Here is a 26522-nt window from a genome sequence, read left to right as displayed (position 1 = left end):
CATGCTCCGCCCCATTAGAGATGCAGGCGGAAGGCGCATAAACTGACTGCCGCACATAGTTTATGCATGACTGGCTGGACTGCCGCCGTTCTGGCCCCGTTTCGGCCCGAATGCCGGGCAAAGTCCCAGGCACCCTTCATCAAGAGGAGAATTTCCACCATGGCACGCACCGCCTCCCTGTCCGGCTTCCCCGAGTGGCTTCCCGAGGAGCGGCTGGTGGAGCTGCATGTGCTGGATACGCTGCGCCGGGTTTTCGAGCTGCACGGCTTTGCCTCGATCGAGACGCGGGCCGTAGAAACCGTGGGCCAGCTGCTGCGGAAGGGCGAGATCGACAAAGAAGTCTATGGACTGAGCCGTCTCCAGGATGATGAGGACGACGCCAAAGCGGGCAAGCACGATCCCCACGCCCTGGCCCTGCACTTCGACCTCACAGTGCCCTTTGCCCGATACGTCGTGGAAAATGCCGGTTACCTGGCCTTCCCGTTCCGGCGTTACCAGATCCAGAAGGTCTGGCGCGGCGAACGTCCCCAGGAGGGCCGTGCCCGGGAATTCACCCAGGCAGACATCGATGTAGTGGGCGACGGCGAGCTGCCGTTCCGCTATGACGTGGAGATCGCGCTGGTCATTGCCGAGGCGCTCAGCGCCCTGCCCATTCCGGACTTCCGGCTGCGCATCAACAACCGCAAGCTGGCCGAAGGCTTCTACCGCGGCATAGGCCTGGATGACACCGCAGGGGTGCTGCGCAGCATCGACAAGCTGGAAAAGATCGGCCCCGCCAAGGTGGCCGAACTCCTGAAGACCGAGCTCGGCGCCAGCGATGAGCAGGCCCAAGCGGCGCTGCAGCTCGCCGCAATCCGCACCGAGGACACGTCATTTGTGGCACAGGTCCGCGCGCTGGGTGTCAGCAATGACCTCCTCGACGAGGGCTTGAACGAACTTGAACAGGTAATCGAGGCGGCGGTGCAGCGTGCGCCCGGCAAGGTTGTGGCCGATCTCAGCATCGCCCGCGGCCTGGACTACTACACCGGAACGGTAGTGGAGACAGTCCTGGTGGGGCACGAGCAGCTGGGGTCCATCTGCTCCGGCGGCCGATATGACGCCCTGGCCAGCAAGGGCAACCGCAAGTTTCCCGGCGTCGGCCTCTCCATTGGCGTCACGCGTCTGGTGTCCAGGATCCTCAGCCAGGACTTGGCCAAGGCCTCGCGTTCCGTGCCCACAGTTGTCCTGGTCGCCCTCACCAACGACGACAGCTGGGGTGCAGCACAGGACGTCGCGGCCCAGCTCCGCGAACGCGGAATCGCCACCGAAGTGGCGGCGAAGGCCGAGAAGTTCGGCAAGCAGATCAAGTTCGCGGACCGCCGCGGAATTCCTTTTGTCTGGTTCACGGACGACGACGGCAATCACCAGGTCAAGGACATCCGTTCCGGAGACCAGGCCGACGCCGACCCCGCACAGTGGACGCCGCCGTCGGAAGACCTTTCTGTCCAGGTGAAAACGGTGGCGGCGCAGCCGGTCTGAGCGGGCCACGGCCGAAACGGGGCACTTCGACACGGACACGCCGTGCTTTGAGCCGGTTTCGGGGGTCCGGTGGAGCAAAGTGCCCCACGACGGCTGGAGTCAGCGGCGCAGCCGGAGCACCAGGAAGCGGCCGGCTACCCCGGCCGCCAGCACCAAGGCCATGCCCAGCACAGACATGGCCGGCAGGGTGAAGGCCAGGAGAAGGCAGCTGAAGAAGCCCACGCCATTGAGCCACCGTGGCGCGTGTCCGGGGTGCTCGGCCAAGGTGTAGGCGGCAGCGTTGGCCACCGCGTAGTAGATCAGCACGCCAAAGCTGGAGAATCCCACCACGGTCATCACGTCCGTGGTCAGCAGCAAGAGGATCACGACGGCGCCCACTGTCAGTTCCGCCACAAACGGAACCGTGTGCTTGCCCCCAACACGCGCCAACGGGCCGGGCAGGTCCCGTTCCCGGGCCATGGCCAAGGTGGTCCTGCCCACCCCTGTAATCAGCGCAAGGAGGGCGCCGAGGCATGCCGCCGCCGCGCCGGCCTGCACCAGGGGAGCGCCCGCAGCCAATCCGGAGTTCAGAACAGCATCGAGCAGGGGCGCTCTTGAGGCGGCGAGTTGGCCGTCAGGCAGGTGGTTCAGCAGCAGCAGCGCCAGTGCCAGGTAGATGGCAAAGGCAGCGGCAAGGGCAGCGAGAATGGCGCGGGGAATGGTCCTGGCCGGATCCTTGACCTCTTCACCCAACGTCGCAATCCGGGCGTAACCGGCAAAGGCGAAGAACATCAGGCCCGCCGCGGGCAGAATACCCCCGGCGCCACCCAGGGCGTCCGTCTCGGCCGCAGTTCCGGCAGGATGCGGGCCAGCAATGCTGGCGATCGCCACAAAGACCAGGGTGGCAAGCACAACACACAGCAGGATCCTGGTCAGCAGCGCCGTGCGGGTGATCCCCAGCAGGTTGACCACCGTCAGAGCCACCACGGCAGCCACCGCCACCGGGATGGCGTAGCCCGGGGCCACGTAGTGTCCGAACGTCAGGGCCATGGCTGCGCAGGAAGCGGTCTTGCCTGTCACGAAACCCCAGCCGGCCAGGAAGCCTGGCCATTCGCCCAGCCGCTCCCGGCCGTAAACATATGTGCCGCCGCTGGACGGATACCGCGCGGCAAGTTCCGCCGAGGCGACGGCATTGCAATAGGCCACGGCCCCGGCAATCAGCACCGACAGCACCAGGAAGTTGCCCGCCAGGGCCGTCGCCGGAGCGAAGACAACGAACACACCTGCCCCGAGCATGGAGCCGAGTCCGATCGAGGTGGCGTCGAACACGCCGAGCCTGCGCTGAAGTTGCTGATGCGCGGTCATGGAGCCGGTAGTCCCTTTCGAACGGGTAAACTCAGACAGGATCGTTCCCGGAACGATCCTATTCAATTTCACTCTGCTTTCCCGCTGTCTCCTTCAGAAAGGCGTGCTGTGCTGCGCACACATGACCTCGGATCCCTTCGCTCCGAGCACATTGGACAAACCGTAACCCTGGCCGGCTGGGTGGGCCGCCGTCGTGATCACGGTGGTGTCGCATTCGTGGACCTGCGCGATGCCTCCGGCGTTGCCCAGGTTGTGGTGCGTGAGGAAGAGGTCTTCCACGGTCTGCGCAACGAGTACGTCCTGCAGGTCACCGGCACTGTCTCCAAGCGGCCCGAGGGCAACGAGAACCCGGCGCTGGCCACCGGCGAGATCGAGGTCATGGCCGACAAGGTGGTCATTCTCAACACCTCCGAACCCCTGCCCTTCCAGATCGATGAGCACGTTGAAGTGGGCGAGGAAGCGCGCCTGAAGCACCGCTACCTGGACCTGCGCCGCCCTGGCCCCAGCCGCAACCTCCGGCTGCGCTCCGAAGCCAACCGGGTAGCCCGCGAGCTGCTTCACACCGAGGGCTACGTCGAGATCGAGACGCCCACCCTGACGCGCTCGACGCCGGAAGGCGCCCGGGACTTTGTGGTTCCCGCCCGCCTGGCGCCGGGTTCCTGGTACGCGCTTCCGCAGTCACCGCAGCTTTTCAAGCAGCTGCTGCAGGTGGGTGGCTTCGAGAAGTACTACCAGATTGCGCGCTGCTACCGGGATGAGGACTTCCGCGCAGACCGCCAGCCGGAGTTCACCCAGCTGGACATCGAAGCCAGCTTCGTGGACCAGGACGACATCATTGCCCTGGGCGAAAACATCGTCAAGGCTGTATGGAAGCTGATCGACGTCGAGATCCCCACACCGATCCAGCGCATCACCTATGCGGACGCCATGGCGCGGTACGGCTCTGACAAGCCTGACCTTCGTTTCGGCGTGGAACTGACCGAGCTCACCGAGTTCTTCAAGGACACCAACTTCGGGGTCTTCAAGGCACCGTACGTCGGCGCTGTGGTGATGCCCGGCGGTGCCTCGCAGCCGCGGCGGACCCTGGACGGCTGGCAGGAATTCGCCAAGCAGCGCGGGCACAAGGGACTGGCCTACGTCCTTTTCAAGGAAGACGGGGAACTGGCCGGGCCGGTTGCCAAGAACCTGACGGACGCCGAGCGCGACGGCCTGGCGGATGCCGTGGGCGCCAGGCCCGGCGACTGCATCTTCTTTGCGGCCGGGGAGAAGTCCTCGGCCCGCGCCCTCCTGGGTGCCGCCCGTGTGGAAATCGGCCACCGGACCGGACTGATCGACCCCAGCGACTGGGCTTTCTGCTGGGTGGTTGACGCGCCGATGTTCGAACCCGCTGCTGCCGCCGTGGCCTCCGGCGACGTCGCCGTTGGTGCCGGCAAGTGGACGGCAGTCCACCACGCCTTCACCTCACCCAAGCCCGAGTTCCTGGCGACGTTCGACAAGGACCCGGAATCGGCTTTGTCCTATGCCTACGACATCGTCTGCAACGGCAACGAAATCGGCGGCGGATCCATCCGTATCCACGAGCGCGATGTCCAGGAACGCGTCTTTGAACTGATGGGCCTGGATAAGGAAGATGCCCAGACAAAGTTCGGCTTCCTGCTGGAGGGCTTCAAGTTCGGTGCGCCGCCGCACGGCGGCATCGCCTTTGGCTGGGACCGCGTGGTGGCACTTCTGGCAGGTGTCGAGTCCATCCGCGACGTCATTGCCTTCCCGAAGACCGGCAACGGCTACGACCCGCTGACCCAGGCACCGGCCCCCATCACCGCGCAGCAGCGCAAGGAAGCCGGCGTGGACTTCAAGCCGGAAGCCAAAAAGGCCTAGGCGAAAGTCCGGCACCAAGCCGGCACCCGCGGCCCGGCCGCCGTCACAACAGCTCGTGAACTGAAGGCTCCCCTGGAAAGGGGAGCCTTCAGCGCTTAGTGCCCCCAGTCATCGGCCAGGGGGAACCCGCCAGGAGGAAACAGTGCCCACGATGGAAACGTACGAGGCCCTGATGGATGCCGCCTGGCCTGCTCCCGAGCGGCATGACACGGGGGAGTGGACGCTCCGGGCCGCGGGCGGTGTGACGCAACGGGCCAACTCTGTCTGGCCTCAAGCCGAAGCCCGGGACATTCCCGGTGCCGTCCGCGAGGCTTCGCTGTGGTACCGGCGGCGCAGGCTGCCGCCGATTTACCAGGTCACCGACACTCCGCGCAACGCAGCCCTGAACGCGGTGCTGGATGCGCAGGGCTACACGCGCCAGTCGGAAACCCTGATCATGGCCCGCAGTTCCGGTCCGGACACAAGCCGGACTGCTCCAGTCCGGCCGCCCGGCCGCCCGGCAGCGGAATTGTCGGACCAGCCCACGGATGAGTGGCTTGACTTGTGGTGGAGCGTTGACGGCCGGGGCGGCGCCCCGGAACTGGAAACCGCCCGCACCATCCTGACCGGGTGTCCCTCCCTGTATGCACTGGTGAGGTCCGACGACGGCGCTCCCGCCGCCGTCGGACGCCTGGCCCTTCCCCTGGCCCCTCCCTTGGCGGGGGGTGGCTGTTATGGCGGCATCTACGGGATGGCTACACGGCCGGGTTTGCGCCGCCAAGGGCTCGCTGGCCGGGTGTTGCATTCGCTCATGGAAGGTGCAGCGGAAGCCGGCGCCGAAGAGCTGTGGCTGCTGGTGACGGCGGCGAACACCGGGGCGCAAACCCTTTACGCTAAGGCAGGTTTCCGGGAAGCGGGCCGCTACGCGTACCGGCAGGAACGGCCACTCCGCGCCCGGACCGGATGCTGAGAGACGCTTACGACACGGGGTCGGTTACCTGGATCCGCACCGCGCACGCATCCACAGCCGCCTTCTGAACCACCGCTGCTTTGGGGTCAGGCACATCGAGGTACGCGAGCCGTGGCACCCGTGCATAAGCTGACAGGCGCGGATCCTCCAACACCAGGCCAACCAACGTGCGGTCCCCTCCCGGAACGACATACTCGAAGGATTGGCCGGAGAACACCAGGCGGGCCTGCTCGGCGGCGGCCTGCAAAAGTGAATCAGCCTGGTTGGACCGGCGCCGGGCAAACCTCTGCTGCGACTGGCCTCCGGCCGCCGTCTTTGACTGCACATACTTGGAACCCACTTTGGACGTGAGAATGACACCCTCGCTGGCCACCGCAAGGCCGTAACCTCCACGCCGGACCAGGACCAGGGCCAGCCGCCGGGGCTGGGAGGCGAGGGCTGCCAGCCGTTCCAGTTCGTCAGCCCCGCGTCCCGGACGGCCATCCACCGGCCAGGGAGCCTGGAGGAGCGCAGTGGCGCCGTCTGCAGCGGTGAGCCGGACGCCGTCGTCCTCCTCAGTGAGCCCGAAGCCGCCGTGAGCGGCGCCGAAACGGCCTGCCCAGCCCAGCAGTCTGGACCCCGGCACAAAGGCCGTCCGGACGGACGCGGGACGTCCGCCGCCGGCTGGGGCGGATGCGGTCATTGCGGGATCCTTTGGGATGGATGGAGGGCTGGCGGAGAACTGGGAATTCGATGGGTGAACTGCAAGTAGCCTATCTATGTGGATGATCTCTTCGGCCAAGGGCCCGGTAACGACGACGACGAAGGCACCGAACCGTCGCCGGCCGGGGGAACGGCGGGCAGGTCAGCTTCGGGGGCCAAGGCCTCCCCGCGAAGCCCCCTTGCCGTCAGGATGCGCCCACGTACGTTGGATGACGTTGTTGGCCAGCAGCACCTGCTGGGCAAGGGGTCACCACTGCGCCAGCTTGCAGCGGGCGCCAACGCTGCAGGGCCTGCCGGTCCCAGCTCGCTGATCCTCTGGGGCCCGCCCGGAACCGGGAAGACAACCCTGGCCCATGTCATCGCCAGGGGGCCAGGGCGGAAGTTTGTGGAGCTGTCCGCGGTCACCGCCGGGATCAAGGACGTGCGGCGCGTGATGGACGACGCGTTGACTGCCAGGGATCTGTATAAAACCACCACGGTTCTCTTCCTTGATGAGATCCACCGCTTCAACAAAGCCCAGCAGGACGCCCTGCTGCCGGGGGTGGAAAACCGCTGGGTGGTCCTGGTGGCGGCAACCACGGAAAACCCGTCCTTCTCGGTTGTCTCGCCGCTTCTGTCCAGGTCCCTCCTGCTCACGCTGAAGCCCCTGACCGATGACGATATCGAGGGGTTGCTCCTCCGGGCTGTCACTGACGTACGCGGGCTCAACGGGAAGGTGGAGCTCAGCGCAGAGGCGCTTGCCCACCTGGTGCGGCTTTCCGGCGGGGACGCACGCCGCGCCCTGACCGCCCTCGAGGCAGCGGCCGGGGTTGCCTTTGGCGACGCCGACGACGTCGACGGCGCAGCCGGTGAAACAAACGCTCCCATCATGGTTGAGCTGAAGCACACGGAACGGGCCCTGGACGTTGCAGCCGTCCGGTATGACCGGGTCGGCGACCAGCACTATGACGTTGCCAGCGCCTTCATCAAATCCATCCGGGGCTCTGACGTGGACGCGGCCCTGCACTACCTGGCCCGAATGCTGGAGGCGGGGGAGGACCCCCGGTTCGTTGCGAGGCGAATAGTGATCTCGGCCGCCGAAGACGTTGGCATGGCGGATCCCACGGCACTTCAGACCGCCGTGGCCGCTGCACAGGCCGTCCAGCTGATCGGCATGCCGGAGGGGCGGCTCGTGCTGGCCGAAGCCGTGGTGCACCTTGCCACGGCACCGAAATCCAACGCTGCCTACCTGGGGATCAACAAAGCTGTTGCCGACGTCCGTGCAGGATTGGGCAACGGGATCCCCCCGCACCTGCGCGACGCCCACTATCCCGGATCAAAACAGCTCGGGCACGGCCTCGGCTACAAATACGCCCACGATGCCCCGCATTCGGTAGCCACCCAGCAGTATCCGCCCGATGACCTCGTGGGCCGGAACTACTACGAACCCACGGCCAATGGCGCGGAACGGGATATTGCCGTACGGCTTGAACGGCTCCGAAAGATCATCCGCGGCGACTGAGTCCGTCCTAAGGAAGTAGCAGGCCCGTCGGAGGGAAGTAGCTGGCCCGCTGAGGGAAATAGGGGAAAACCGGGCAACACTGGTAAGATTGTTCGTTGTCTGGCAAGGCACAGACGCACACCCCCGCTGATTTCAGTATTCCATGCTGTTTGGTTGGGGTTGCCCTGCGCCCAGTAGCAAAAGGCAGCGGTTGGCCGATGCTCTCCATCGTGGAGGCCAGTAACACTGACACACCGCAGATATTGGAAGGACACAAGTGGCTAACAACACTCGTGCTCGCCGTACAGCACGCCTCTCGCGTGCACTCGGCATCGCTCTGACCCCCAAGGCCGCCAAGTACATGGAGCGCCGTCCGTACGGCCCCGGTGAGCATGGCCGTGCCCGCAAGAAGCAGGACTCCGACTACGCCGTACGTCTGCGCGAAAAGCAGCGTCTGCGCGCCCAGTACGGCATCCGCGAAGCCCAGATGACCCGTGCCTTCGAAGAAGCACGCCGCACCAAGGGCCTGACCGGTGAAAACCTGATCGAACTGCTCGAAATGCGTCTTGACGCCCTCGTGCTGCGTGCAGGTTTCGCCCGCACCATCGCCCAGGCCCGCCAGCTCGTGGTGCACCGCCACATCCTGGTTGACGGCATCCGCGTTGACCGCCCGTCCTTCCGCGTAGGCGAAGGCCAGCTGGTCCACGTCCACAGCCGCAGCGAAACCATGGTTCCGCTCCAGGTTGCAGCAGCCGGCGCACACCGCGACGTCCTGCCCCAGGTTCCGGCCTACCTGGACGTCAAGCTTGACGCCCTGCAGGCACGCCTGGTCCGCCGCCCGAAGCGCTCCGAGGTTCCCGTAACCTGCGAAGAGCAGCTCGTCGTCGAATTCTACGCACGCTAGATTTCACCAGCGCATCCAGAGAAGCCCGTGGCAAGCGCCGCGGGCTTCTTTGTATGTAAGGTACTTGGGGGACATCTGCGGAACGCGCGGCGTGCGCAGACGCAGTTGGAGCAGATCCACAGAATTTCGAGGAGATGAATGTCTATGTCTGGTGGCGATATTGCCGGCCTGATCGCTGCCGGGGTGTTTGCGCTCCTGGTGCTGCTGCTGGCCGTGCCGATCCTGAAGCTCGGGAGGGTGTTGGATGAGGTCCGCACCTCCATCCGTTCCATCAGCGACGGCGCCACTCCACTCATGGACGAAGTCACCGCCACGGTGTCCACCACCAACCAGCAGCTGAAAAAAGTGGACGGCATTGCCTCCAACGTTTCCGATGCCTCCGCGAACCTTTCCGCGCTGTCCTCCCTGGTTGCCGCTACGGTCGGGTCACCGCTGATCAAGGTGGCAGCCTTCAGCTACGGCGTCCGCACCGCCCTGGCCAACCGCAAGAAGCCCGCCGCCGGCCGTCGCAGCCGCTAAGCCACCGGAGAAGAACATGAAACGACTTGTTTGGATGGGAATCGGCGTCGCCATCGGCATCATCGCTTTCCGCAAGATCAGCGAAGCGCAGTCCAATCTCCAGTCCAACCTGGGGCCGGAGGGCCTGAACCGTGCCGTGGGCAGGCTGACTGACGGCCTCTATGAATTCGCCGACGCCGTCCGCTCCGGAATGCAAGAGCGCGAGACCGATCTGCGGACCGCCCTTGGCGTCGAGTCCCAGGACCTGGCCCGCCGCTGACCCGCGGAAACAGCGGAGAATTAAACCAGCAGTTCCGCTCATCCGGAGCTGCCGTCTGAATCAAAACTCTCACGCGAGGAAAAGCGTGAACCAAGAAGGGTATGTAATCAACTCATGAAGTCGCAGGAGATCACAAAGCGCTGGGTGGACTTTTTTGTCAGCAAAGGCCACACCGCGGTTCCCTCCGCGTCCCTGGTGTCCAGCGACCCGTCCCTGCTGTTCACCGTTGCCGGCATGGTTCCCTTCATTCCCTATCTGACTGCGCGCGAAGAAGCACCCTACTCCCGCGCCACCAGCGTGCAGAAGTGCATCCGCACCGGTGACATCGAAGAGGTGGGCAAGACCGCCCGCCACGGCACGTTCTTCCAAATGTGCGGCAACTTCTCCTTTGGCGACTACTTCAAGGAAGACGCCATCAGGTTCGCCTGGGAACTGCTCACCACCAGCGTGGACGACGGCGGCTACGGCCTTCCGCCCGAACTCCTCTGGGTGACCGTCTACGAAGAGGACGACGAAGCCAAAGACCTGTGGCTGAAGAACACCGGCGTCCCCGCTGACCGGATCCAGCGGATGGGCAAGGCGGACAACTACTGGCACACCGGCCAGCCCGGACCGGCAGGGCCCTGCTCCGAGATCTACTACGACCGCGGCCCGGCCTACGGCGTGGAAGGCGGCCCCCTCGCCGACGAGAACCGGTACGTGGAAATCTGGAACCTGGTGTTTATGCAGTACCAGATCGACAACGTCCGTTCCAAGGACGACTTCGACATAGTGGGTGAGCTGCCGAAGAAGAACATCGACACCGGGCTCGGCATGGAGCGGCTCGCCATGATCCTCCAGGGTGTCGAAAACATGTACGAGACCGACCAGGTCCGTCCGGTCATCGACAAAGCTGCTGAACTCTCCGGCCGTGAATACACCTCGGCGGAAACGCCTGATGATCCGCACCACACGGACGACGTCCGCATGCGGGTGGTCGGGGACCACATCCGCTCAGCGCTGATGCTGATCGCCGACGGCGTGACGCCCTCCAATGAAGGCCGCGGGTACGTCCTGCGCCGCCTCATCCGGCGTGCCGTCCGCTCCATGCGCCTGCTCGGCGTCGAAAAGGCCTGCCTGCCTGACCTGCTGCCGGAATCCCGCGACGCCATGAAGGGCGTCTACCCGATCGTGGAGACGGACTTCGACCGCATCAGCCGCATTGCCTATGCTGAAGAACGTGCCTTCCTTCGCACCATCGCCTCAGGCACCGCCCGGCTTGAAGATGCAGTCACCGAATCCAAGGCTGCCGGACGTCCGCTCTCCGGTGCCGACGCGTTCGCGCTCCACGACACTTACGGCTTCCCGATCGACCTCACCCTGGAAATGGCTGAGGAAGCCGGGCTGAAGGTGGACGAACCTGAATTCCGCAGGCTCATGCTTGAACAGCGCCGGCGCGCCCAGGCGGACGCCAAGGGAAAGAAGGGCGGCCACGCGGATCTCAGCGCCTTCCAGGAACTCCTGGCGCAGGGCGAGACCGTCTTCACCGGTTACACCGACCTTGACGGCGAGTCCCGCGTCCGCGGCATCCTCAGCGGAGGCCAGAAGGTGGGCCAGGCGTCCACCGGTGACGAGATTGAGCTTGTCCTGGCAGAGACGCCGTTTTATGCCGAAGCCGGCGGCCAGGCAGCCGACACGGGCCTGATCACCGGCGACGGGTTCGTCGTCGAGGTCCTGGACGTCCAGCGCCCGCTGAAGGGACTCAGCGTCCACAAGGCAATTGTCCGCGAAGGCGAGATCGGCTCCGACGCCCTGGTGCGGGCAGCGGTGGACCGGGAACGGCGCCACGCCGCCGAGCAGGCGCACACCGGTACCCACATCGTCCATGCGGCGCTGCACCAGATCCTCGGCCCCGAAGCTACCCAGCGCGGTTCCTACAACAAGGCCGGCTACCTCCGCTTCGACTTCGCCTGGGGCGAAGGGCTCAGCCCTGCCACCAGGTCCGAGATCGAGGAAGTCTCCAACCTGGCCATCCGCAACAACCACCGCGTCGAAACCAAGGTGATGGGGCTGGCTGAAGCCAAAGCCCTCGGCGCCATGGCGCTGTTCGGTGAGAACTACGGCAGCGAAGTCCGGGTGGTGGAGATCGACGGCGCGTGGTCCCGTGAACTGTGCGGCGGCACGCACGTGCCCAGTACGTCCCAGATTGGAAGCCTTTCGCTCCTGGGCGAACAGTCCGTGGGCTCAGGCAACCGCCGTGTTGAGGCGTTCGTGGGCATGGACGCGTTCCGCCACCTGGCTGCTGAACGCGCCCTGGTGACCGAACTGACGGAAATGCTCAAGGTGCCGTCCGGCCAGCTGGCGGACAGGATCGCCGTCACCCTGGCGAAGCTGAAGTCGGCTGAGAAGGAACTTGAACGCCTCCGGAAGGAACAGCTGGCGGCAGCCGCCGGGCAGCTGGCCGGAACCGCGAAGGACGCGGCCGGCGTCAGCGTTATTGCCCACGACGCAGGCCAGGTCAGCGGCGCGGATGACCTCCGCGGCCTTGCGCTGGACCTGCGGAACCGCCTCGGTTCCGCCCCGTCAACCGTGGCTGTGGCAGGGGTCAGCAACGACCGGCCCATGATCCTGGTGGCCACCAACGAAGCTGCCCGGGACGCGGGCGTCAAGGCCGGAGCCCTGGTCCGGCTCGCTGCCGGCATCCTGGGCGGCGGCGGCGGTGGCAAAGACGATGTTGCACAGGGCGGCGGGACCGACGCCGGCAAAATCACACCGGCGCTTGCCGCCGTCGTGGATGCCATCTCCCGGCGATAAAGCATCCCGTGACCAATCCTGCTGCATCCGGCGACTACCCCCAGGGCACCAAACTGGGGGTGGACGTCGGCACCGTCCGTGTGGGGGTGGCCATCTGCGACCGGGACTCGATCCTGGCAACGCCTTATAAAACCCTGGACCGCAATCCGAAGAAGAACTCTGACATCCGGATCATCGCATCCCTGGTTGAGGAACTCGGCGCTGTCCAGGTCATTGTGGGCCTTCCCCGCACCATGAAGGGGGAGGAACACGCCTCCGCGAGGATGGCAACAGAGTACGCGCAGCTGGTCGCCGCTGAGCTCGAAAACCGTGGCCTGGACGTGCCTGTCAACCTCGTGGACGAGCGTCTGAGCAGCGTCTCAGCCCACCGGAACCTTCACGAAGCTGGCATGAGCAGCCGAAATCACCGTAAAGTAGTGGATCAGGTTGCGGCGGCAGGAATACTCCAGCACGCCATCGACATGCAAAAAGCCAGGGGAACGGATGTTGGCAGCCGCGTGAGTGCGCCTGTCCGTCCGGGGCACTCCGGGTCGGTTAAGGCAGATCTGATTGCAGAAGCCGCCCCGGAGGACAAGACACGATCTTCAGAAAACGGAAGGCTACAGTGAGCCCGGCCAACATTGACGACTCCTCCGGTAACACCAGCAGCGGTGCGGCCAGGCCGCTGACCCGTAAAGAGATCCGGGCGCGGGAAAAGTCCCTGCACACGGAAGGCAACAGTGTGGTCCCGGAACAGGCCTACGAAACCGGCGAAGATTTTCCTGCAGCAACAGCGGCAGAGGTACCTGAACCCGTCATCGAGCCAATGGCAAGGCCCGTTACTGAGATTCCCGCGGAGCCGGTGATTCAGCCCTGGCCAGAGCCTGGGGCACAGGCCGCTCCTGCAGCTCCCGCCAGTTCGCCCATCCCCGCGGCACCGGATACACCGCCCTCCATCCAGGAAGTGGAACCTGCCTACGCGGTGGGAAGGGCGTATGACGACGCCGCAGCAGATGAGGCGCTCCATACCGCCGTCCACCCTGTTCCCGTCCACGCGGCCGTCCACCATGAGACCGTCCATCCTGAGCTCCATCCCGCGGAAGCACCTCATACCGTCCATGGCGATGCCGGTCATGTGGGGGCCGATGGACTCCACGATGAGGCGTATGGGCATTATTACGAGCCGGAGGGCACGCACCACGCGGACGGGCAGCATCATGACGCCTATCATTCCGCGGACTACCTCGAGGACCAGCACCACGATGAACACCACGACGGACACCACCATGAGGGCGTCCTCGGCGGCGCAACAGCTGTCTCCGTAGTGGCCGGTCCCTCCAAGAAGGTCCGCCGGCGGCGCCGGTTCCTTGCCCTGTTTTTGACCCTTGCAGTGTTTGTTGTTGCCGTCGCAGTCGGTGCGCAGTTCCTCAAGCCACTGCTCGGAACAGACAAGGCAACCGATTATCCCGGACCCGGTACGGGGGCAGTCCAGGTGACCGTGGAGCCCGGCCAGGGCCCGCGGGCGCTGGCCACTAACCTCGAAAGCCAGAAGGTGGTTGCCAACGCGGACACCTTCCTGCAGGCTTTCACAGCTTCCGGTGCCACGCTGGCACCCGGTGACTACACATTCCGGATGGAGATGAAGAATTCCGACGCCGTTAATGTCCTGGCCGGTAAGGACAAGGGCAAGGTGATCTACTTTGCCCTGAGCGCGGGCCTGCGCATCGGGGAATCCCTGCAGGCTATTTCTGAGGGTTCCGGAGTGCCGGTGGACCAATTGAAGGCGCTCAGCGATACCCCCGCAGAGTTCGGCCTTCCGCCCGCCGCCAAGAACCTTGAGGGTTTCCTGGCACCGGGAGAGTACCGTTTCCCGTTGGGCACACCGGCGAAGGACATCCTCCAGTCGCTGGTCAAAGCCACGACCGATGAGCTGGTCTCCCAGGGCATCACTGATCCCGCGAAACAGTACGAGGCCGTCATCGTGGCGAGCATTGTGCAGGCGGAAGGCGGGCAGGCCGACTACGGAGACGTTGCGGGCGCGATCTACAACCGGCTGAAACCCAACGACCAGACCGGCGGCTTCCTGCAGGTGGATTCCGCGGTCACGTATGGGCTTGGCACCAGGAGCTTCAACTTCACTGACGCAGAGCGCCAGGACAAGGGCAACCCCTACAACACGTATGCCAACCCCGGCCTTCCGCCAGGTCCCATTGGCTCACCCGGCAAAACGGCCATAGATGCAGCCGCCAAGCCCAAAGCCAACGAGTATCTGTACTGGGTGACCATCAACCTGGACACCAAGGAGACCAAATTCTCCAAGACCCTGGCCGAGCACAACGTGTATGTTGACCAGTACAACAAATGGTGCGAAGCGAACGTAGGCCGTTGCGCATGAGCCTGAGGGCCGCCGTCCTGGGTCATCCCATCAGCCATTCGAAGTCGCCCGCCCTGCATATGGCTGCGTACGCCAAGCTGGGGATCGACATCAGCTACACGGCCATCGATGTCACCGAGGCCGATTTGCCGGCGCTTATGCACGATGTCCGTGGCCAGTCGGGCTGGCGGGGACTTTCCGTCACGATGCCGCTCAAAACCGCTATGGTTCCCGAGGTGGACGAAGTCCGTGGTGTGGCCCGCATCCTTGGCGTGGTCAATACTGTTGCCTTCGAGGATAACGGCACCATGGTCAGGAGAATTGGTTACAACACCGACGTCGCCGGAATCGTGAACGCCGTCCGTAATGCGGGGGTTGCCGCCTCGCCGGCTGCTGTTGTCCTGGGCGGGGGCGGAACGGCCGCGTCTGCCGTGGCGGCACTCAAGGACCTTGGCACAGACCGGGTGCAGGTGTTTGTGCGCGACACGGCGAGGGCCACGGAGGCCCGTGCGGCCGCGGCAGGAGTGGGCCTGGCCATCGACGTCCGGCCGCTGACGGAAGCGGCCAGCGCTATGGCGGGTGCCGACGTCGTGATTTCGACATTGCCGCCCCATGCGGCAGACGGGCTGGCCGATGAACTCGCCGATGAACTGGCGAAGGGACCGGCCTCCGTCGGCACCGGGACCGGCGTGCTGCTGGACGTGGCCTACGATCCCTGGCCCAGCAGGATCGCCGATGCCTGGCAGTCCGGCGGCGGTTCCGTGGTCCCCGGTCTGGAGATGCTGCTGTACCAGGCTGTGGAGCAGGTGCGGCTTTTTTCCCGTCGCGGGGACGAAGTTAACGCAGCTGTCATAGATGTGATGTGTGACTCAGTCGGGCTTCCCCGGCGGGAGTACTGACCGCCATACGTGGCAGGATGGAAATTATGTTGCGTTGGTTGACTGCCGGTGAATCCCATGGCCCGGCCCTGATGGGAATTATTGAAGGCGTCCCCGCCGGTGTGGAACTCACCAGCGGGCAGATCGCCGATTCTCTGGCCCGCCGCCGCCTTGGCTACGGCCGCGGAGCGCGGATGAAATTTGAGCAGGACGTGGTGACCATCCTTGGCGGCGTCCGGCATGGCCTCACCCAGGGCGGCCCGGTGGCCATCCAGGTTGGCAACACCGAATGGCCCAAATGGGAGCAGATCATGTCCCCGGATCCCGTTGATGCCGAGGTCCTGGCGGACCAGGCACGCAACGCCCCGCTGACACGTCCCCGCCCCGGACATGCAGACTTCACCGGGATGCAGAAGTACGGCTTCTCCGAAGCCCGGCCGGTGCTTGAACGCGCCAGCGCCCGTGAAACGGCCACCCGCGTGGCCATGGGCACGGTGGCTGCGCAGTTCCTCAAGCACCTGGGCATCGAACTGGTCAGCCACACTGTCTCGATCGCCAGTGTCACCGTGCCGGAAGGCCGTCCGCTGCCCGTCCCGGCTAACGTGATTGCCCTGGACGCGGACCCGTTGCGTTGCTTTGACCGCGACACATCCAACGCCATGGTGGCTGAAGTTGATGCGGCACATAAGGAAGGCGAGACCCTTGGCGGCGTTGTCGAGGTCCTTGCCTACGGACTTCCGCCGGGACTTGGAAGCTACGTGCACTGGGACCGCAGGCTCGACTCCCGGCTGGCCGCTGCACTCATGGGCATCCAGGCCATCAAGGGTGTGGAAGTTGGCGACGGCTTCCGTACCGCTGCGCGCCGTGGATCCGCAGCGCACGACGAGATCGTCAAGGACGCCGACGGCAGGATCATCCGCACCAGCAACCGCGCAGGCGGGATCGAAGGCGGCATGAGCATTGGTGATGTGCTCCGCGTCCGGGCGGCCATGAAGCCGATTGCCACCGTTCCGCGGGCACTGAAAACCATCGATGTCACCACGGGGGAGGCCGCCAAGGCCCACCACCAGCGTTCGGACGTTTGTGCCGTGCCGGCAGCAGGCGTCGTCGCTGAAGCCATGGTGGCGCTGGTGCTGGCGGAAGCCATCACCGAAAAGTTCGGCGGCGATTCAGTCGCGGAGACTGCACGTAACATCAAGGGCTATCTGGACAACATTCCGGCATCCCTGGACTCGATCGGCCAGTAGTGCCCTCCGGCAGCAAAACCGGTTCCGTTGGGAACCGGCCCATAGTGCTTATCGGCCCCATGGCCGTGGGCAAGTCAGCCATCGGCCACCAGCTTGCCCAGCAACTCGGGGTCCCCTTCGTGGACACCGATGCAGTCATTGTGGGAAACCATGGCTCCATAGCTGACATCTTTGCCGGCCGGGGAGAGCACGCGTTCCGGGAGATCGAGGCGCGGACAGTGGCAAGCGTGGTGGAGGACGCAGCCGGTTCGGCAGCGGTGATTTCGCTGGGTGGCGGTGCCGTGCTGGACTCGGGAACGCAGCAACTGCTGGGCCGCTGCACCGTGGTCTATCTCGAATGTGATGCCGACACAGTGGCAGGCCGGATCGCCCGCAATTCAGGCCGTCCGCTGCTTGCCGGCGATGCCATGGCCCGCTGGACGGCATTGTTCGCCACCAGAAAGCCCGTCTACGAACGCCTGGCCAATCTGGTCCTGGACGTCCGCCACGGCTCGGTTGCCGAACTGGGACGCCGGCTCGAAGCTGCGCTGCGGGTATTCGCAGCTGCCAAACAGGAAGTTGAAAATTGAGCGTCGAATCAACAGTCATCAGCGTTACCGGCGAGTCCGCCAGCCAGAACTACGACGTCGTAGTGGGCCGCGGCCTCCTGGGGAGCCTTCCGGCCTTGCTGGGGGAGCGCGTCCGACGGGTGCTGGTCATCCACCCCAGGGCCCTGCGGCTCACCGGCGACACCGTCAGGGACGAGCTCGCCGCCGCGGGCTTTACCTCCCTGACCGCGGAAATTCCCGACGCCGAAGAAGGCAAGCACATCCAGGTGGCCGCGTTCTGCTGGCAGGTCCTGGGCCAGAATGACTTCACCCGGTCCGACGCCATTGTGGCCGTGGGCGGCGGCGCAGTGACGGACCTTGCCGGCTTTGTGGCCGCCACTTGGCTGCGCGGGGTCAAAGTAATCCACATGCCCACCAGCCTGCTGGGCATGGTGGATGCCTCCGTGGGCGGCAAGACCGGCATCAACACCGCCGAGGGAAAGAACCTGGTGGGGTCCTTCCACCCGCCCGCCGCAGTGCTGGTGGACCTTGACACCCTGAACACGCTGCCGCGCAACGAACTGATTTCCGGAATGGCCGAAGTGGTTAAATGCGGCTTCATCGCCGATCCAACCATTCTGGACCTCGTCGAAAAGGATCCGGAGGCAGTGGTTGATCCACAGTCCGCCGTGCTGCGGGAGCTTATTGAGCGGGCCATCGCCGTTAAGGCAAAAGTTGTTTCCGAGGACCTCAAGGAATCGGGACTTCGGGAAATCCTGAACTACGGCCACACGCTGGGCCACGCCATCGAACTGGTGGAGCGCTACTCCTGGCGCCACGGTGCCGCAGTCTCGGTGGGGATGATGTTCGCGGCCGAGCTTGCCCGCAGTGTGGGCAGGCTCACCGACACAGACGCCGACAGGCACCGCAGCATCCTGGAGACCCTGGGCCTGCCCGTCACCTACCGGCGGGACCGCTGGCAGGGGCTGCTGGACGGAATGCGCCGGGATAAGAAGTCCCGCGGGGACCTGCTCCGGTTCGTTGTCCTGGACGGCATTGCCAAGCCGGGCATCCTGGACGTGCCGGACACCTCGCTGCTTTTCGCGGCCTACCAGGAGATCGCTTCCTGATGCAGGGCGCCTTGGAGGGAACCACAGACTGGCCTGAGGCAGGCTTCCCGGGAATCCGGATCAACCCGCAGACGCTGCTTCCCCAGATCGTTAACGACGACGTATGCCGCGAGGCCCTCGCCGCCTCTGCCGACCCCGCGGACCATATCTTTGTCCTGCTGGTGGAGGGCCATGCACCGGAGGCCGCCGAACTGCTGGCCGAGGCACGCTTCAAAGACCCCGAGTCGTTCCGGCTGCGTGCCTTTGAAGCGGAGGTGCTGCGGGTCTCCAACCGCCCGGACAGGGCAGTGGAACTGTTCCGGCAGCTGCTCGCCGAAGTTCAGGGAACGCCCCGTGAAGCGCTGGTGCTCCAGTTCCTCGGAAAGACCCAGTACACCGCCGGGCAAACATCCGCGGCCGTTGAATCTTTTGCCCGGGCGCTGGATCTGCGGGTTGCTGAATCCGCGGACGCCGCGCAGATCTACTCGTCCACGGTGGCCCTGCAGCGCGCCCGCGAGGTCCTGGACCTCGCCTGCTGACAGCCTTTGCATCGGGACCGACAGAAGCCCTGCCGTCTTACCGGTAGAATGGTTTTTGGATTTTTGATAAACACGCGCTGGCAGGCCGTTTGGCATGCCTGGCCGGCATAGAACGTCTGACACAGTGACCAGACAGATAGAAACCAGAGGAAACCAGTGGCAACCACTAACGACATCAAGAACGGAACGGTCCTCAAGCTTGAGGGCCAGCTCTGGAACATCATCGAATTCCAGCACGTCAAGCCTGGCAAGGGCGGTGCGTTTGTACGGACCAAGATGCGGAACGTGATGTCCGGCAAGGTTGTGGACAAGACGTTCAACGCCGGCCTCAAGATCGAGACCGCCACCGTGGACCGCCGGGACTACCAGTACCTGTACCAGGACGGTTCGGACTTCGTGTTCATGGACACCTCCGACTACGACCAGATCACCGTCTCTGGTGCCACCGTGGGCGACGCCACGAACTTCATGCTCGAAAACCAGATGGTCAACATCGCCATCCACGAGGGCACCCCGCTGTACATCGAACTCCCTCCCAGCGTTGTCCTCGAAATCACGTACACCGAGCCGGGCCTTCAGGGCGACCGCTCCTCCGCCGGCACCAAGCCGGCCACCCTCGAAACCGGCTACGAGATCCAGGTACCCCTGTTCGTTGAGAACAACACCAAGGTCAAGGTCGACACCCGCGACGGCAGCTACCTCGGCCGGGTCAGCGAGTAGTGAGCGCACGCGGAAAGGCCCGTAACAGGGCACTGGATGTTCTCTTTGAAGCTGAGCAGCGCTCCGTTTCTGCCTTTGATGTACTGAGGGCCCGGCGGGAGAAGACCGACCAGATCGTGAACCCGTACACGCTGGAGATCGTCGAAGGCGTGATCTCGCAGCAGACCGCCATTGACGAATTCCTCGAGACGTATTCGCAGGGCTGGACACTGGACCGGATGCCTTCGGTGGACCGTATCATCCTGCGGATCGGCACCTGGGAACTGCTGTACAACGACGACGTTCCCGACGGCGTCGCCGTCAGCGAGGCCGTGGCACTGGCCAAGACGCTCTCAACTGATGAATCGCCGTCGTTCATCAACGGGCTCCTGGGGCGCCTGCAGCAGCTGAAACCGTCGCTGCTCGCCTAAGCTCCTACCTAACCTGCCGAGCCTCACAAACGAAGCACCCAAAGCCCCTGCCGGGTCACCCTGGCCGGGGTTTTTTGGGTTTTCCACGCCTTAGTGTTTCGCGAGCCACTGGGCCCAGGTGGTTGTTCCCAGCCGCCCGTCGGTGCAGGTTTGCGGACCGCCGGCCCCGATGGCAAAACCAGGCAGCGGAAACTCCAGGATTCTGTGGTGGACGTCCCGGGCCGCCTGGTATTGCCGGGCGATGTCCGCCTGGGACAACACCTCGGGCCCGGCAAAACACGGACGGTCACCCGCTGGCCCCGTCCCCAGAGATTCGACGACGTAGGGAGCAAATTCGGCTGAGTCGCCCGGCTGCATGCGCAGGTTCGAGGGAGCAATCCAGAGGCGCTGCTTCCTCATGTGGTCATGGAACCTGGCCAATAGCCAATAGAAAGGCGTGGCCGGGACAATCGTCCACGGAACCGCGGCGCTCCGGACGATGTTCTCCGCCTCCGCCTTCCGCCGGAGATAGGGAACCTTGGACTGTTGGACTCCCACTATTGACACATGCAGGAAGTGCTCCACTCCGGCGCGCTGCGCTTCGTCCAGGAGCTGTCGGGTTCCGTGCACGTCCACGTCCGGAGGGCTGGTCACAAAGTCCACCGGGAGGAAATGGCCTCTCCGGGCAGCCGGGGAAAGTGTCGCGGCATGAACTATCGCGCGGACCCCGGATACCGCCTCCCGGATTCCCCGGCCCGTAGCGAGATCGCCTTCGACGGTTCTCACATCGGCCCCTGCGCGCGGTGTCCGCGACAAAACACGTACCCGGTCGCCCCGCTCCAGAAGCAGCCGGACGACGTCGGTCCCCAGATGGCCCGAGCCTCCTGTCACTAGCACCTCATCCATAGCTGGACTCCGTTTCCCCAGGGACGGTGCGGGGTGGTTGCCGCGGCGGCCGTCATGTCCTTGGGGCCGTTCTACCACGGGCCCATCTAGCATGGAATGGTGTCAGAAACGTGGGATCCGGGGAGTCCCGGCGTCGTGGTCCTGCCCAGCGGGCGAACGGTGCGGGGCAGGGCGCTGCGGCAGCCGCAGCCGGACGGGCCGCAGCCGCAGCACGGCCTGTATCTCGCGGGCCACGAGCCCCCGATGGTTCCGTGGACGTCGCGGTGGCTCCGCTGGCCTGACTTCAGGCTGCCCGCCGACAAAGCTGAAGCCAGAAAGCTGTTGGAGGAAGCCTGGCGGAACGCAGCCGAGCTCCGCGTGGAAGTCGCCTGCTGGGGCGGTCGGGGACGCACCGGGACAGCGTTGGCGTGTATCGCTGTGCTGGACGGCGTTCCACCGGCAGAGGCCGTAGCGTATGTGCGTGCCCGTTACGATCCCCGTGCGGCCGAAACGCCCTGGCAGCGGAAGTACGTCGCCCGCTTCGGCCAGGGTAACGCCTGAGCCGGTGGGGCGGCGGGTATCAGCCGGCGACCGCTGCCCGCAGCGCGAGGATGTTGTGGAGCTGCTGCCGTTCCTCGGCCTGGTGCAGCTGGACGTCCCGGCCGCTGAGGATCCGCTGCCGGGTGAAGGCGAGCTGCGTGGCCGCCTTGACGAAGGCCTTCATTTGCGGCCTCCGGTTGTAGCTGCCCGCCCAGTTCAGGGCGCTCCGGCGGCCGCCTGGAGTGGCAAGCATGGCAACCTCTGACGGAGTGAACCAGCCGGCCGCGGCGTATTCCAGCAGCCTCTGCCGGGTGAGCCGGTTTTCGGCAACGCGCAGCAGGATGATGCCGATGATGGCCAGGACAAAGATCGGCACCTGGACCAGAATGTACTCCACCAGGAAGCCCTGACCCATGCTGTTCCACCGGTTGTGCAGGAACATGGCTGGCAGCAGCCCAATGAAAAAAGCCGCCACCGAAGCGCCCGAGTGCCAGCGGCGGGCGGCAAACCCCATAATCAGGCCGGTGGTTCCCGTGAAGATCGCGTGCGCGAACGGGGACATCACGCCGCGGAGCAGGAAGATCTGGGCCAGATCCGAGGCAGGACTCGCGGACTCGGCAATGGCCCGGCCGAAATAGAGGATGTTTTCCGTGAAAGCGAAGCCGCCGGCAATGGTGAAGGCGAAAACAACACCGTCCACGGGCCCGTCGAAGTGCTTTCGCGCCATCAGCAGGAGCAGCAGCAGCCCCAGCGACTTGGCGAACTCCTCCACCACCGGTGCCTGAATGGTGGCCATGTACGTCCGGAAATCCGCCTCGTCGGCGAACTGGAAGGCCAGCGCAAAAAACGGCTGGACCAGGAGCGTGACGGCGATGGACACTGCTGCTCCCCAGGTAAAGGCAAAGAGTAGGAGACGCTTGGGCTCCGGTTCCCAGCGGTCAATGACATAGACAGCGAGCAACACCGCCGAGAGGGGGACCAACGAGGCAACGAATCCCACCAGGAACCCACCAGTTCCCGTATTCGCCAGCAGGAACGGGACCACCAGGAACAGGCTGAGGAAGGCCAGGACACCGCCGCCGATGGTCAGGGCGAGCAACCCCGGAGACGGTGTGCCGATAGTGCTCCCGGCGGCGCTGCGCATCTGCGGCGGCACCAGGGGATGACCTTGGCCGGCATTGACTGGTCCGGCTGCATTTCCGGGTGCCGGCCGGTAGTACTGCGGATCCACGTGGCCCATCCAGGTGGGGTTGGCCTGGCCGGGGAGTGGGCCCTGCGGGCCTGGGGGCCGGCTGGGTTGTCCGTCGGCGGGCGGAAAGGGGTGCATCGACATGAAGAAAGCCTATGGTTCCTGCATTCGGTAACCAAAGCAACGCGCACGGGCGGAAGGCCCGGGTGTGACCATAAACGCCCCGCTTCGGGAAGGAACGGATCAGGCGGTGTGGTAATTTTGGAAGGCAAATGTTCCTTTTTTAATTCCGTCCTGTGAGGCGGGGAAAGGGGAGACGAGCGTTGACTTCTGTCACCAACGCACCGGTTCCAGCCAGGGTTGTCCTCAACCAGGCCGATATAGACCGTGCACTAACTCGTATCGCCCATGAGATCCTCGAGGCCAACAAGGGCTCCAAGGACCTGGTCCTGTTGGGCATTCCGCGCCGCGGCTACCCGCTGGCCGTCCGGCTGGCTCGAAAGATCGCCGCCACAGACCCCTCCGTGGACGCCGCCGCAATCGTAGGTCAGCTTGATGTGACCATGTTCCGCGATGACCTCTCCCACCAGCCCACCCGGCCGCCGTACCCCACGCAGCTGCCGCGGACGGGAATTGATAACAAGGTTGTGGTGCTCATCGATGACGTCCTGTACTCAGGCCGCACCATCCGCGCTGCCCTTGACGCCATCATCGACCTGGGCCGCCCCCGGATCGTCCGGCTTGCCGTCCTGATCGACCGCGGACACCGTGAACTGCCCATCCGGGCGGACCACGTGGGGAAGAACCTGCCCACCTCCTCTGCCGAAAAGGTCCGTGTGCGCCTCGAAGAAACCGACACGAACGGAGACGGTTCCGCCGTCAACGAAGTAGTTATTGAGGGCGGCGCGTGAAGCACCTGCTCTCCACCGAAGACCTCAGCCTTGCCAACGCCGTCCGTATTCTGGATACCGCAGAAGAAATGGCGGCAGTGGGGGAGCGGGAAGTCAAAAAGCTTCCGGCCCTGCGCGGACGGACCGTCGTCAACCTCTTCTTCGAGGATTCAACGAGGACCCGGATCTCCTTTGAGGCCGCAGCGAAAAGGCTGTCCGCCGACGTCATCAACTTTGCGGCGAAGGGCTCCTCTGTCTCCAAGGGGGAATCCCTCAAGGACACGGCCCAGACCCTTTCGGCGATGGGCGCCGACGCCGTCGTGATCCGCCACTGGGCTTCCGGTGCGCCGCACCGGCTCGCCGCCACGGACTGGATCGACGCCGCCGTCATCAATGCCGGCGACGGCACCCACGAGCACCCCACCCAGGCACTGTTGGACGCCTTCACGATGCGCCGGCACTGGGCGAAACTGTCCGGAAACGGATCCATCGGCGCCGACCTTAAAGGGATGCGCGTGGCCATCGCCGGCGACGTCCTGCACTCGCGGGTGGCGCGCTCCAACGTCTGGCTGCTGCGCACCCTGGGCGCTGACGTTACGCTCGTCGCCCCGCCCACCCTGCTGCCCATCGGCGTCGACAAGTGGCCCTGCAAGGTGAGCTACAACCTGGACGAAACCCTGGAGCAGGGCGTGGACGCCGTGATGATGCTGCGCGTCCAGGGTGAGCGGATGAACGCTTCCTTCTTTCCCTCCACGCGTGAATATTCACGCCGCTGGGGCTTTGATGACAACCGGCTCCTGGCGCTGGACAGCCTGGGAATGAAGGACACCATCATCATGCACCCCGGTCCCATGAACCGGGGCCTGGAAATTTCCGCTGCCGCCGCCGACTCGCCCCGGTCCACCGTGCTTGCACAGGTCCGCAACGGCGTCTCCGTCCGGATGGCCGCCCTGTACCTGCTGCTCTCCGGGGATACCCGCGAACCAGCCGTAAACACTGGGATTGCCCAGTCCACTAAGGAGAGCAACTGATGGCCGAGAACAACGGAACCTACCTGATTCGCGGCGCCGCGATCCTGGGCGCCGGCGCTGAGGACCTGCTCATCCGCGACGGCCTGATCGCTGAGCGCGGGACTGACCTGTCGGCTGACGGAGCCACGGTCATCGAGGCGTCCGGCCTGGTGGCCCTGCCCGGCATGGTGGATGTGCACACGCACTTGCGCGAGCCGGGCCGTGAAGACGCTGAAACCGTGGAGACCGGCACAAGGGCCGCTGCCCTCGGCGGATTTACCGCCGTCCACGCCATGGCCAACAGCATGCCGGTGGCAGACACCGCCGGCGTGGTGGAGCAGGTTCACTCCCTAGGGCGCACCGCAGGCTGGGTGGATGTACGCCCGGTGGGCGCCGTGACCGTAGGCCTGGCAGGGGAGCAGCTTGCCGAACTCGGCGCCATGGCCGATTCCCGCGCCCAGGTCCGCATGTTTTCGGACGACGGCATTTGCGTCCACGATCCCGTGCTCATGCGCCGGGCCCTGGAATACGTCAAGGCGTTCGACGGCGTCGTGGCCCAGCATGCGCAGGAACCCCGCCTCACAGCCGGCGCCCAGATGAATGAGGGCGAAGTTTCAGCCGTGCTGGGACTGACGGGCTGGCCGGCGGTGGCGGAGGAAAGCATTATTGCCCGCGACGTCCTGTTGACCCAGCACGTGGACTCCCGCCTGCATGTCTGCCACGTCTCCACCGCAGGCTCGGTGGAGATAGTCCGCTGGGCCAAGGAGCGGGGCATCAACGTCACCGCCGAAGTGACACCGCACCACCTCCTGCTCACCGACGACCTGGTGCGGAGCTACGATCCTGTTTACAAAGTCAACCCGCCGCTGCGCACAGACGCGGATGTGCAGGCACTCCGGGCCGGGCTGGCGGACGGCACCATCGACGTTGTGGGCACCGACCACGCCCCGCACCCCAGCGAGCACAAGGAATGCGAGTGGGCGCAGGCCGCCATGGGCATGACAGGCCTGGAGACGGCACTGTCCGTGGTCCAGCACACCATGATCGAAACCGGGATGATGACGTGGGCCGACTTTGCCCGGGTCACCTCCACCGCTGCTGCGCAAATCGGCCGCCTGACCGACCAGGGCCGTCCGTTGGAAGCCGGTGAGCCCGCCAACGTCATCCTTGTGGATCCCGCCGCGCGCTGGACCGTTGACCCCTCCAAGATGGCAACGATGGGCCGTAACTCACCCTTCGCCGGAAGGGAGCTTCCGGGCAAGGTGGTTGCCACCTTCTATAAAGGCCACCCCACCGTCCTGGACGGCAAACTCAACACCCCCTACCGGGAACCGGCCGCCACAACCCCCGCTGTCACCGCCCCCGGCGGGATAGGCGCCTGATGGACAAAATCCTCCCCGGCCTGGCCATGCTGGCCATCATCGCCGTCGTGTTTGTCCTCATCTGGATCGGTTGGCGCAACCGGCTCAGGCGGCAGGCCGACGTCGAACCGTTGCCCGCCCTGCCTGCCGCCCCCGGGCCTGCCCTCACCAGCGCGGAGGGCCAGTACGTCGCCTCCACCACCGCCGGTGACTGGCTGGACCGGATTGCCGTGCATGGCCTTGGAATCAGGACCAACGCCGTACTCAGCGTCTATCCCTTCGGTGTCTTCTTCGACCGGTCCGGTGCCCCCGACGTCTTCATCCCGGCGGCTGACCTGAGGTCCGTCCGGCAGGACAGCGGCATGGCCGGCAAGTTCGTCGAAAAGGACGGGCTCCTGGTGGTCAGCTGGAGGCTGGGCGCGCACGAGCTCGACACCGGTTTCCGGACCCGCCACGCCGCCGACAAAGACACCCTTTTTGAATCCCTTCAGCAATTGATCTCCGCAGCCCCCCAGGCAGATCCCCACAGTGGAAAGTAA

At 65.1% G+C, this 26522-nt stretch carries 26 protein-coding genes; 22 read left to right on the top strand and 4 right to left on the bottom strand.

Features of this window, described 5'->3' with window-relative positions:
- Positions 1 to 159 precede the first annotated feature (159 nt).
- Positions 160 to 1518 carry a histidine--tRNA ligase gene (hisS, locus tag F8G81_RS13755; protein WP_267279221.1) on the top strand — a complete coding sequence of 453 codons (1359 nt, stop codon included), beginning with the start codon at positions 160 to 162 and terminating at the stop codon, positions 1516 to 1518.
- Positions 1519 to 1617: 99 nt separating this feature from the next.
- On the opposite strand, the gene F8G81_RS13750 is transcribed toward hisS, so the two are convergent.
- Entirely contained in the window at positions 1618 to 2862 is a 1245-nt protein-coding gene (locus F8G81_RS13750) for an APC family permease (RefSeq protein WP_267275282.1), read from the bottom strand.
- 108 nt (positions 2863 to 2970) lie between these two features.
- Between F8G81_RS13750 and aspS the strand changes: the two genes are divergently transcribed.
- A complete protein-coding gene (aspS, locus tag F8G81_RS13745; protein ID WP_267275281.1) occupies positions 2971 to 4740 on the top strand; it encodes an aspartate--tRNA ligase in 1770 nt (589 codons plus the stop codon).
- 151 nt (positions 4741 to 4891) lie between these two features.
- The gene (locus F8G81_RS13740) at positions 4892 to 5689 is read left to right on the top strand and encodes a GNAT family N-acetyltransferase (protein ID WP_267279220.1); all 798 of its coding nucleotides are present in this window, start codon (positions 4892 to 4894) and stop codon (positions 5687 to 5689) included.
- A 7-nt stretch (positions 5690 to 5696) separates the two neighbouring features.
- On the opposite strand, the gene F8G81_RS13735 is transcribed toward F8G81_RS13740, so the two are convergent.
- A complete protein-coding gene (locus F8G81_RS13735) occupies positions 5697 to 6371 on the bottom strand; it encodes an acVLRF1 family peptidyl-tRNA hydrolase (RefSeq protein WP_267275280.1) in 675 nt (224 codons plus the stop codon).
- Positions 6372 to 6449: 78 nt separating this feature from the next.
- Here F8G81_RS13735 and F8G81_RS13730 point away from each other — a divergent pair, with 78 nt between their 5' ends.
- From F8G81_RS13730 to nusB, 14 genes are all read left to right on the top strand, one after another.
- A complete protein-coding gene (locus F8G81_RS13730) occupies positions 6450 to 7892 on the top strand; it encodes a replication-associated recombination protein A (RefSeq protein WP_267275279.1) in 1443 nt (480 codons plus the stop codon).
- A gap of 256 nt (positions 7893 to 8148) precedes the next feature.
- The gene (rpsD, locus tag F8G81_RS13725) at positions 8149 to 8775 is read left to right on the top strand and encodes a 30S ribosomal protein S4 (protein ID WP_111905420.1); all 627 of its coding nucleotides are present in this window, start codon (positions 8149 to 8151) and stop codon (positions 8773 to 8775) included.
- Between the two features lie 144 nt (positions 8776 to 8919).
- Positions 8920 to 9294 (top strand): DUF948 domain-containing protein, encoded by a 375-nt coding sequence (locus F8G81_RS13720; RefSeq protein ID WP_267279219.1) that lies wholly within the window; start codon positions 8920 to 8922, stop codon positions 9292 to 9294.
- A 16-nt stretch (positions 9295 to 9310) separates the two neighbouring features.
- Positions 9311 to 9553 carry a hypothetical protein gene (locus F8G81_RS13715; protein ID WP_267275278.1) on the top strand — a complete coding sequence of 81 codons (243 nt, stop codon included), beginning with the start codon at positions 9311 to 9313 and terminating at the stop codon, positions 9551 to 9553.
- A 114-nt stretch (positions 9554 to 9667) separates the two neighbouring features.
- Entirely contained in the window at positions 9668 to 12346 is a 2679-nt protein-coding gene (alaS, locus tag F8G81_RS13710; RefSeq protein ID WP_267275277.1) for an alanine--tRNA ligase, read from the top strand.
- 8 nt (positions 12347 to 12354) lie between these two features.
- Positions 12355 to 12954, top strand: a complete 600-nt coding sequence (ruvX, locus tag F8G81_RS13705; protein ID WP_267275276.1) for a Holliday junction resolvase RuvX — start codon at positions 12355 to 12357, stop codon at positions 12952 to 12954.
- Positions 12951 to 14720 (top strand): endolytic transglycosylase MltG, encoded by a 1770-nt coding sequence (gene mltG, locus F8G81_RS13700; protein ID WP_267275275.1) that lies wholly within the window; start codon positions 12951 to 12953, stop codon positions 14718 to 14720. The genes ruvX and mltG overlap by 4 nt, the downstream gene beginning before the upstream one ends.
- On the top strand, positions 14717 to 15598 hold the full coding sequence (locus F8G81_RS13695; RefSeq protein WP_267275274.1) for a shikimate dehydrogenase: 882 nt from the start codon (positions 14717 to 14719) through the stop codon (positions 15596 to 15598). The genes mltG and F8G81_RS13695 overlap by 4 nt, the downstream gene beginning before the upstream one ends.
- Before the next feature lie 26 nt (positions 15599 to 15624).
- The gene (gene aroC, locus F8G81_RS13690) at positions 15625 to 16824 is read left to right on the top strand and encodes a chorismate synthase (protein WP_267275273.1); all 1200 of its coding nucleotides are present in this window, start codon (positions 15625 to 15627) and stop codon (positions 16822 to 16824) included.
- 59 nt (positions 16825 to 16883) lie between these two features.
- Positions 16884 to 17393 (top strand): shikimate kinase, encoded by a 510-nt coding sequence (locus tag F8G81_RS13685; RefSeq protein WP_267279218.1) that lies wholly within the window; start codon positions 16884 to 16886, stop codon positions 17391 to 17393.
- Positions 17390 to 18481, top strand: a complete 1092-nt coding sequence (aroB, locus tag F8G81_RS13680) for a 3-dehydroquinate synthase (RefSeq protein WP_267275272.1) — start codon at positions 17390 to 17392, stop codon at positions 18479 to 18481. Before F8G81_RS13685 ends, aroB begins: the two co-directional genes overlap by 4 nt.
- Positions 18481 to 18999 carry a tetratricopeptide repeat protein gene (locus F8G81_RS13675; protein WP_267275271.1) on the top strand — a complete coding sequence of 173 codons (519 nt, stop codon included), beginning with the start codon at positions 18481 to 18483 and terminating at the stop codon, positions 18997 to 18999. Before aroB ends, F8G81_RS13675 begins: the two co-directional genes overlap by 1 nt.
- Positions 19000 to 19155: 156 nt before the next feature.
- Entirely contained in the window at positions 19156 to 19719 is a 564-nt protein-coding gene (efp, locus tag F8G81_RS13670; RefSeq protein ID WP_267275270.1) for an elongation factor P, read from the top strand.
- A complete protein-coding gene (gene nusB, locus F8G81_RS13665; RefSeq protein ID WP_267275269.1) occupies positions 19719 to 20129 on the top strand; it encodes a transcription antitermination factor NusB in 411 nt (136 codons plus the stop codon). The genes efp and nusB overlap by 1 nt, the downstream gene beginning before the upstream one ends.
- A gap of 90 nt (positions 20130 to 20219) precedes the next feature.
- Here nusB and F8G81_RS13660 read toward each other — a convergent pair whose 3' ends face one another.
- On the bottom strand, positions 20220 to 21014 hold the full coding sequence (locus tag F8G81_RS13660) for an SDR family oxidoreductase (protein ID WP_267275268.1): 795 nt from the start codon (positions 21012 to 21014) through the stop codon (positions 20220 to 20222).
- A gap of 99 nt (positions 21015 to 21113) precedes the next feature.
- On the opposite strand from F8G81_RS13660, the gene F8G81_RS13655 reads away from it, so the two are divergent.
- The gene (locus tag F8G81_RS13655) at positions 21114 to 21554 is read left to right on the top strand and encodes a protein-tyrosine phosphatase family protein (protein ID WP_267275267.1); all 441 of its coding nucleotides are present in this window, start codon (positions 21114 to 21116) and stop codon (positions 21552 to 21554) included.
- A 19-nt stretch (positions 21555 to 21573) separates the two neighbouring features.
- On the opposite strand, the gene F8G81_RS13650 is transcribed toward F8G81_RS13655, so the two are convergent.
- Positions 21574 to 22866, bottom strand: coding sequence for a PrsW family intramembrane metalloprotease (locus F8G81_RS13650; protein ID WP_267275266.1), 1293 nt, complete (start codon positions 22864 to 22866; stop codon positions 21574 to 21576).
- Between the two features lie 179 nt (positions 22867 to 23045).
- On the opposite strand from F8G81_RS13650, the gene pyrR reads away from it, so the two are divergent.
- The 4 genes from pyrR to F8G81_RS13630 are packed head-to-tail and all read left to right on the top strand — an operon-like array spanning position 23046 to position 26522.
- Positions 23046 to 23633 carry a bifunctional pyr operon transcriptional regulator/uracil phosphoribosyltransferase PyrR gene (gene pyrR, locus F8G81_RS13645; RefSeq protein ID WP_267275265.1) on the top strand — a complete coding sequence of 196 codons (588 nt, stop codon included), beginning with the start codon at positions 23046 to 23048 and terminating at the stop codon, positions 23631 to 23633.
- Positions 23630 to 24643, top strand: coding sequence for an aspartate carbamoyltransferase catalytic subunit (locus F8G81_RS13640; protein ID WP_267275264.1), 1014 nt, complete (start codon positions 23630 to 23632; stop codon positions 24641 to 24643). Before pyrR ends, F8G81_RS13640 begins: the two co-directional genes overlap by 4 nt.
- Positions 24643 to 26004, top strand: a complete 1362-nt coding sequence (locus tag F8G81_RS13635; RefSeq protein WP_267275263.1) for a dihydroorotase — start codon at positions 24643 to 24645, stop codon at positions 26002 to 26004. The genes F8G81_RS13640 and F8G81_RS13635 overlap by 1 nt, the downstream gene beginning before the upstream one ends.
- The gene (locus F8G81_RS13630; RefSeq protein WP_267275262.1) at positions 26004 to 26522 is read left to right on the top strand and encodes a hypothetical protein; all 519 of its coding nucleotides are present in this window, start codon (positions 26004 to 26006) and stop codon (positions 26520 to 26522) included. The genes F8G81_RS13635 and F8G81_RS13630 overlap by 1 nt, the downstream gene beginning before the upstream one ends.

It is taken from the genome of Arthrobacter sp. CDRTa11 (assembly GCF_026427775.1).
GTDB lineage: Bacteria > Actinomycetota > Actinomycetes > Actinomycetales > Micrococcaceae > Arthrobacter.
The sequence above is the reverse complement of the archived record's forward strand: the minus strand, read 5'-3'. Positions and strand labels throughout refer to the sequence as shown.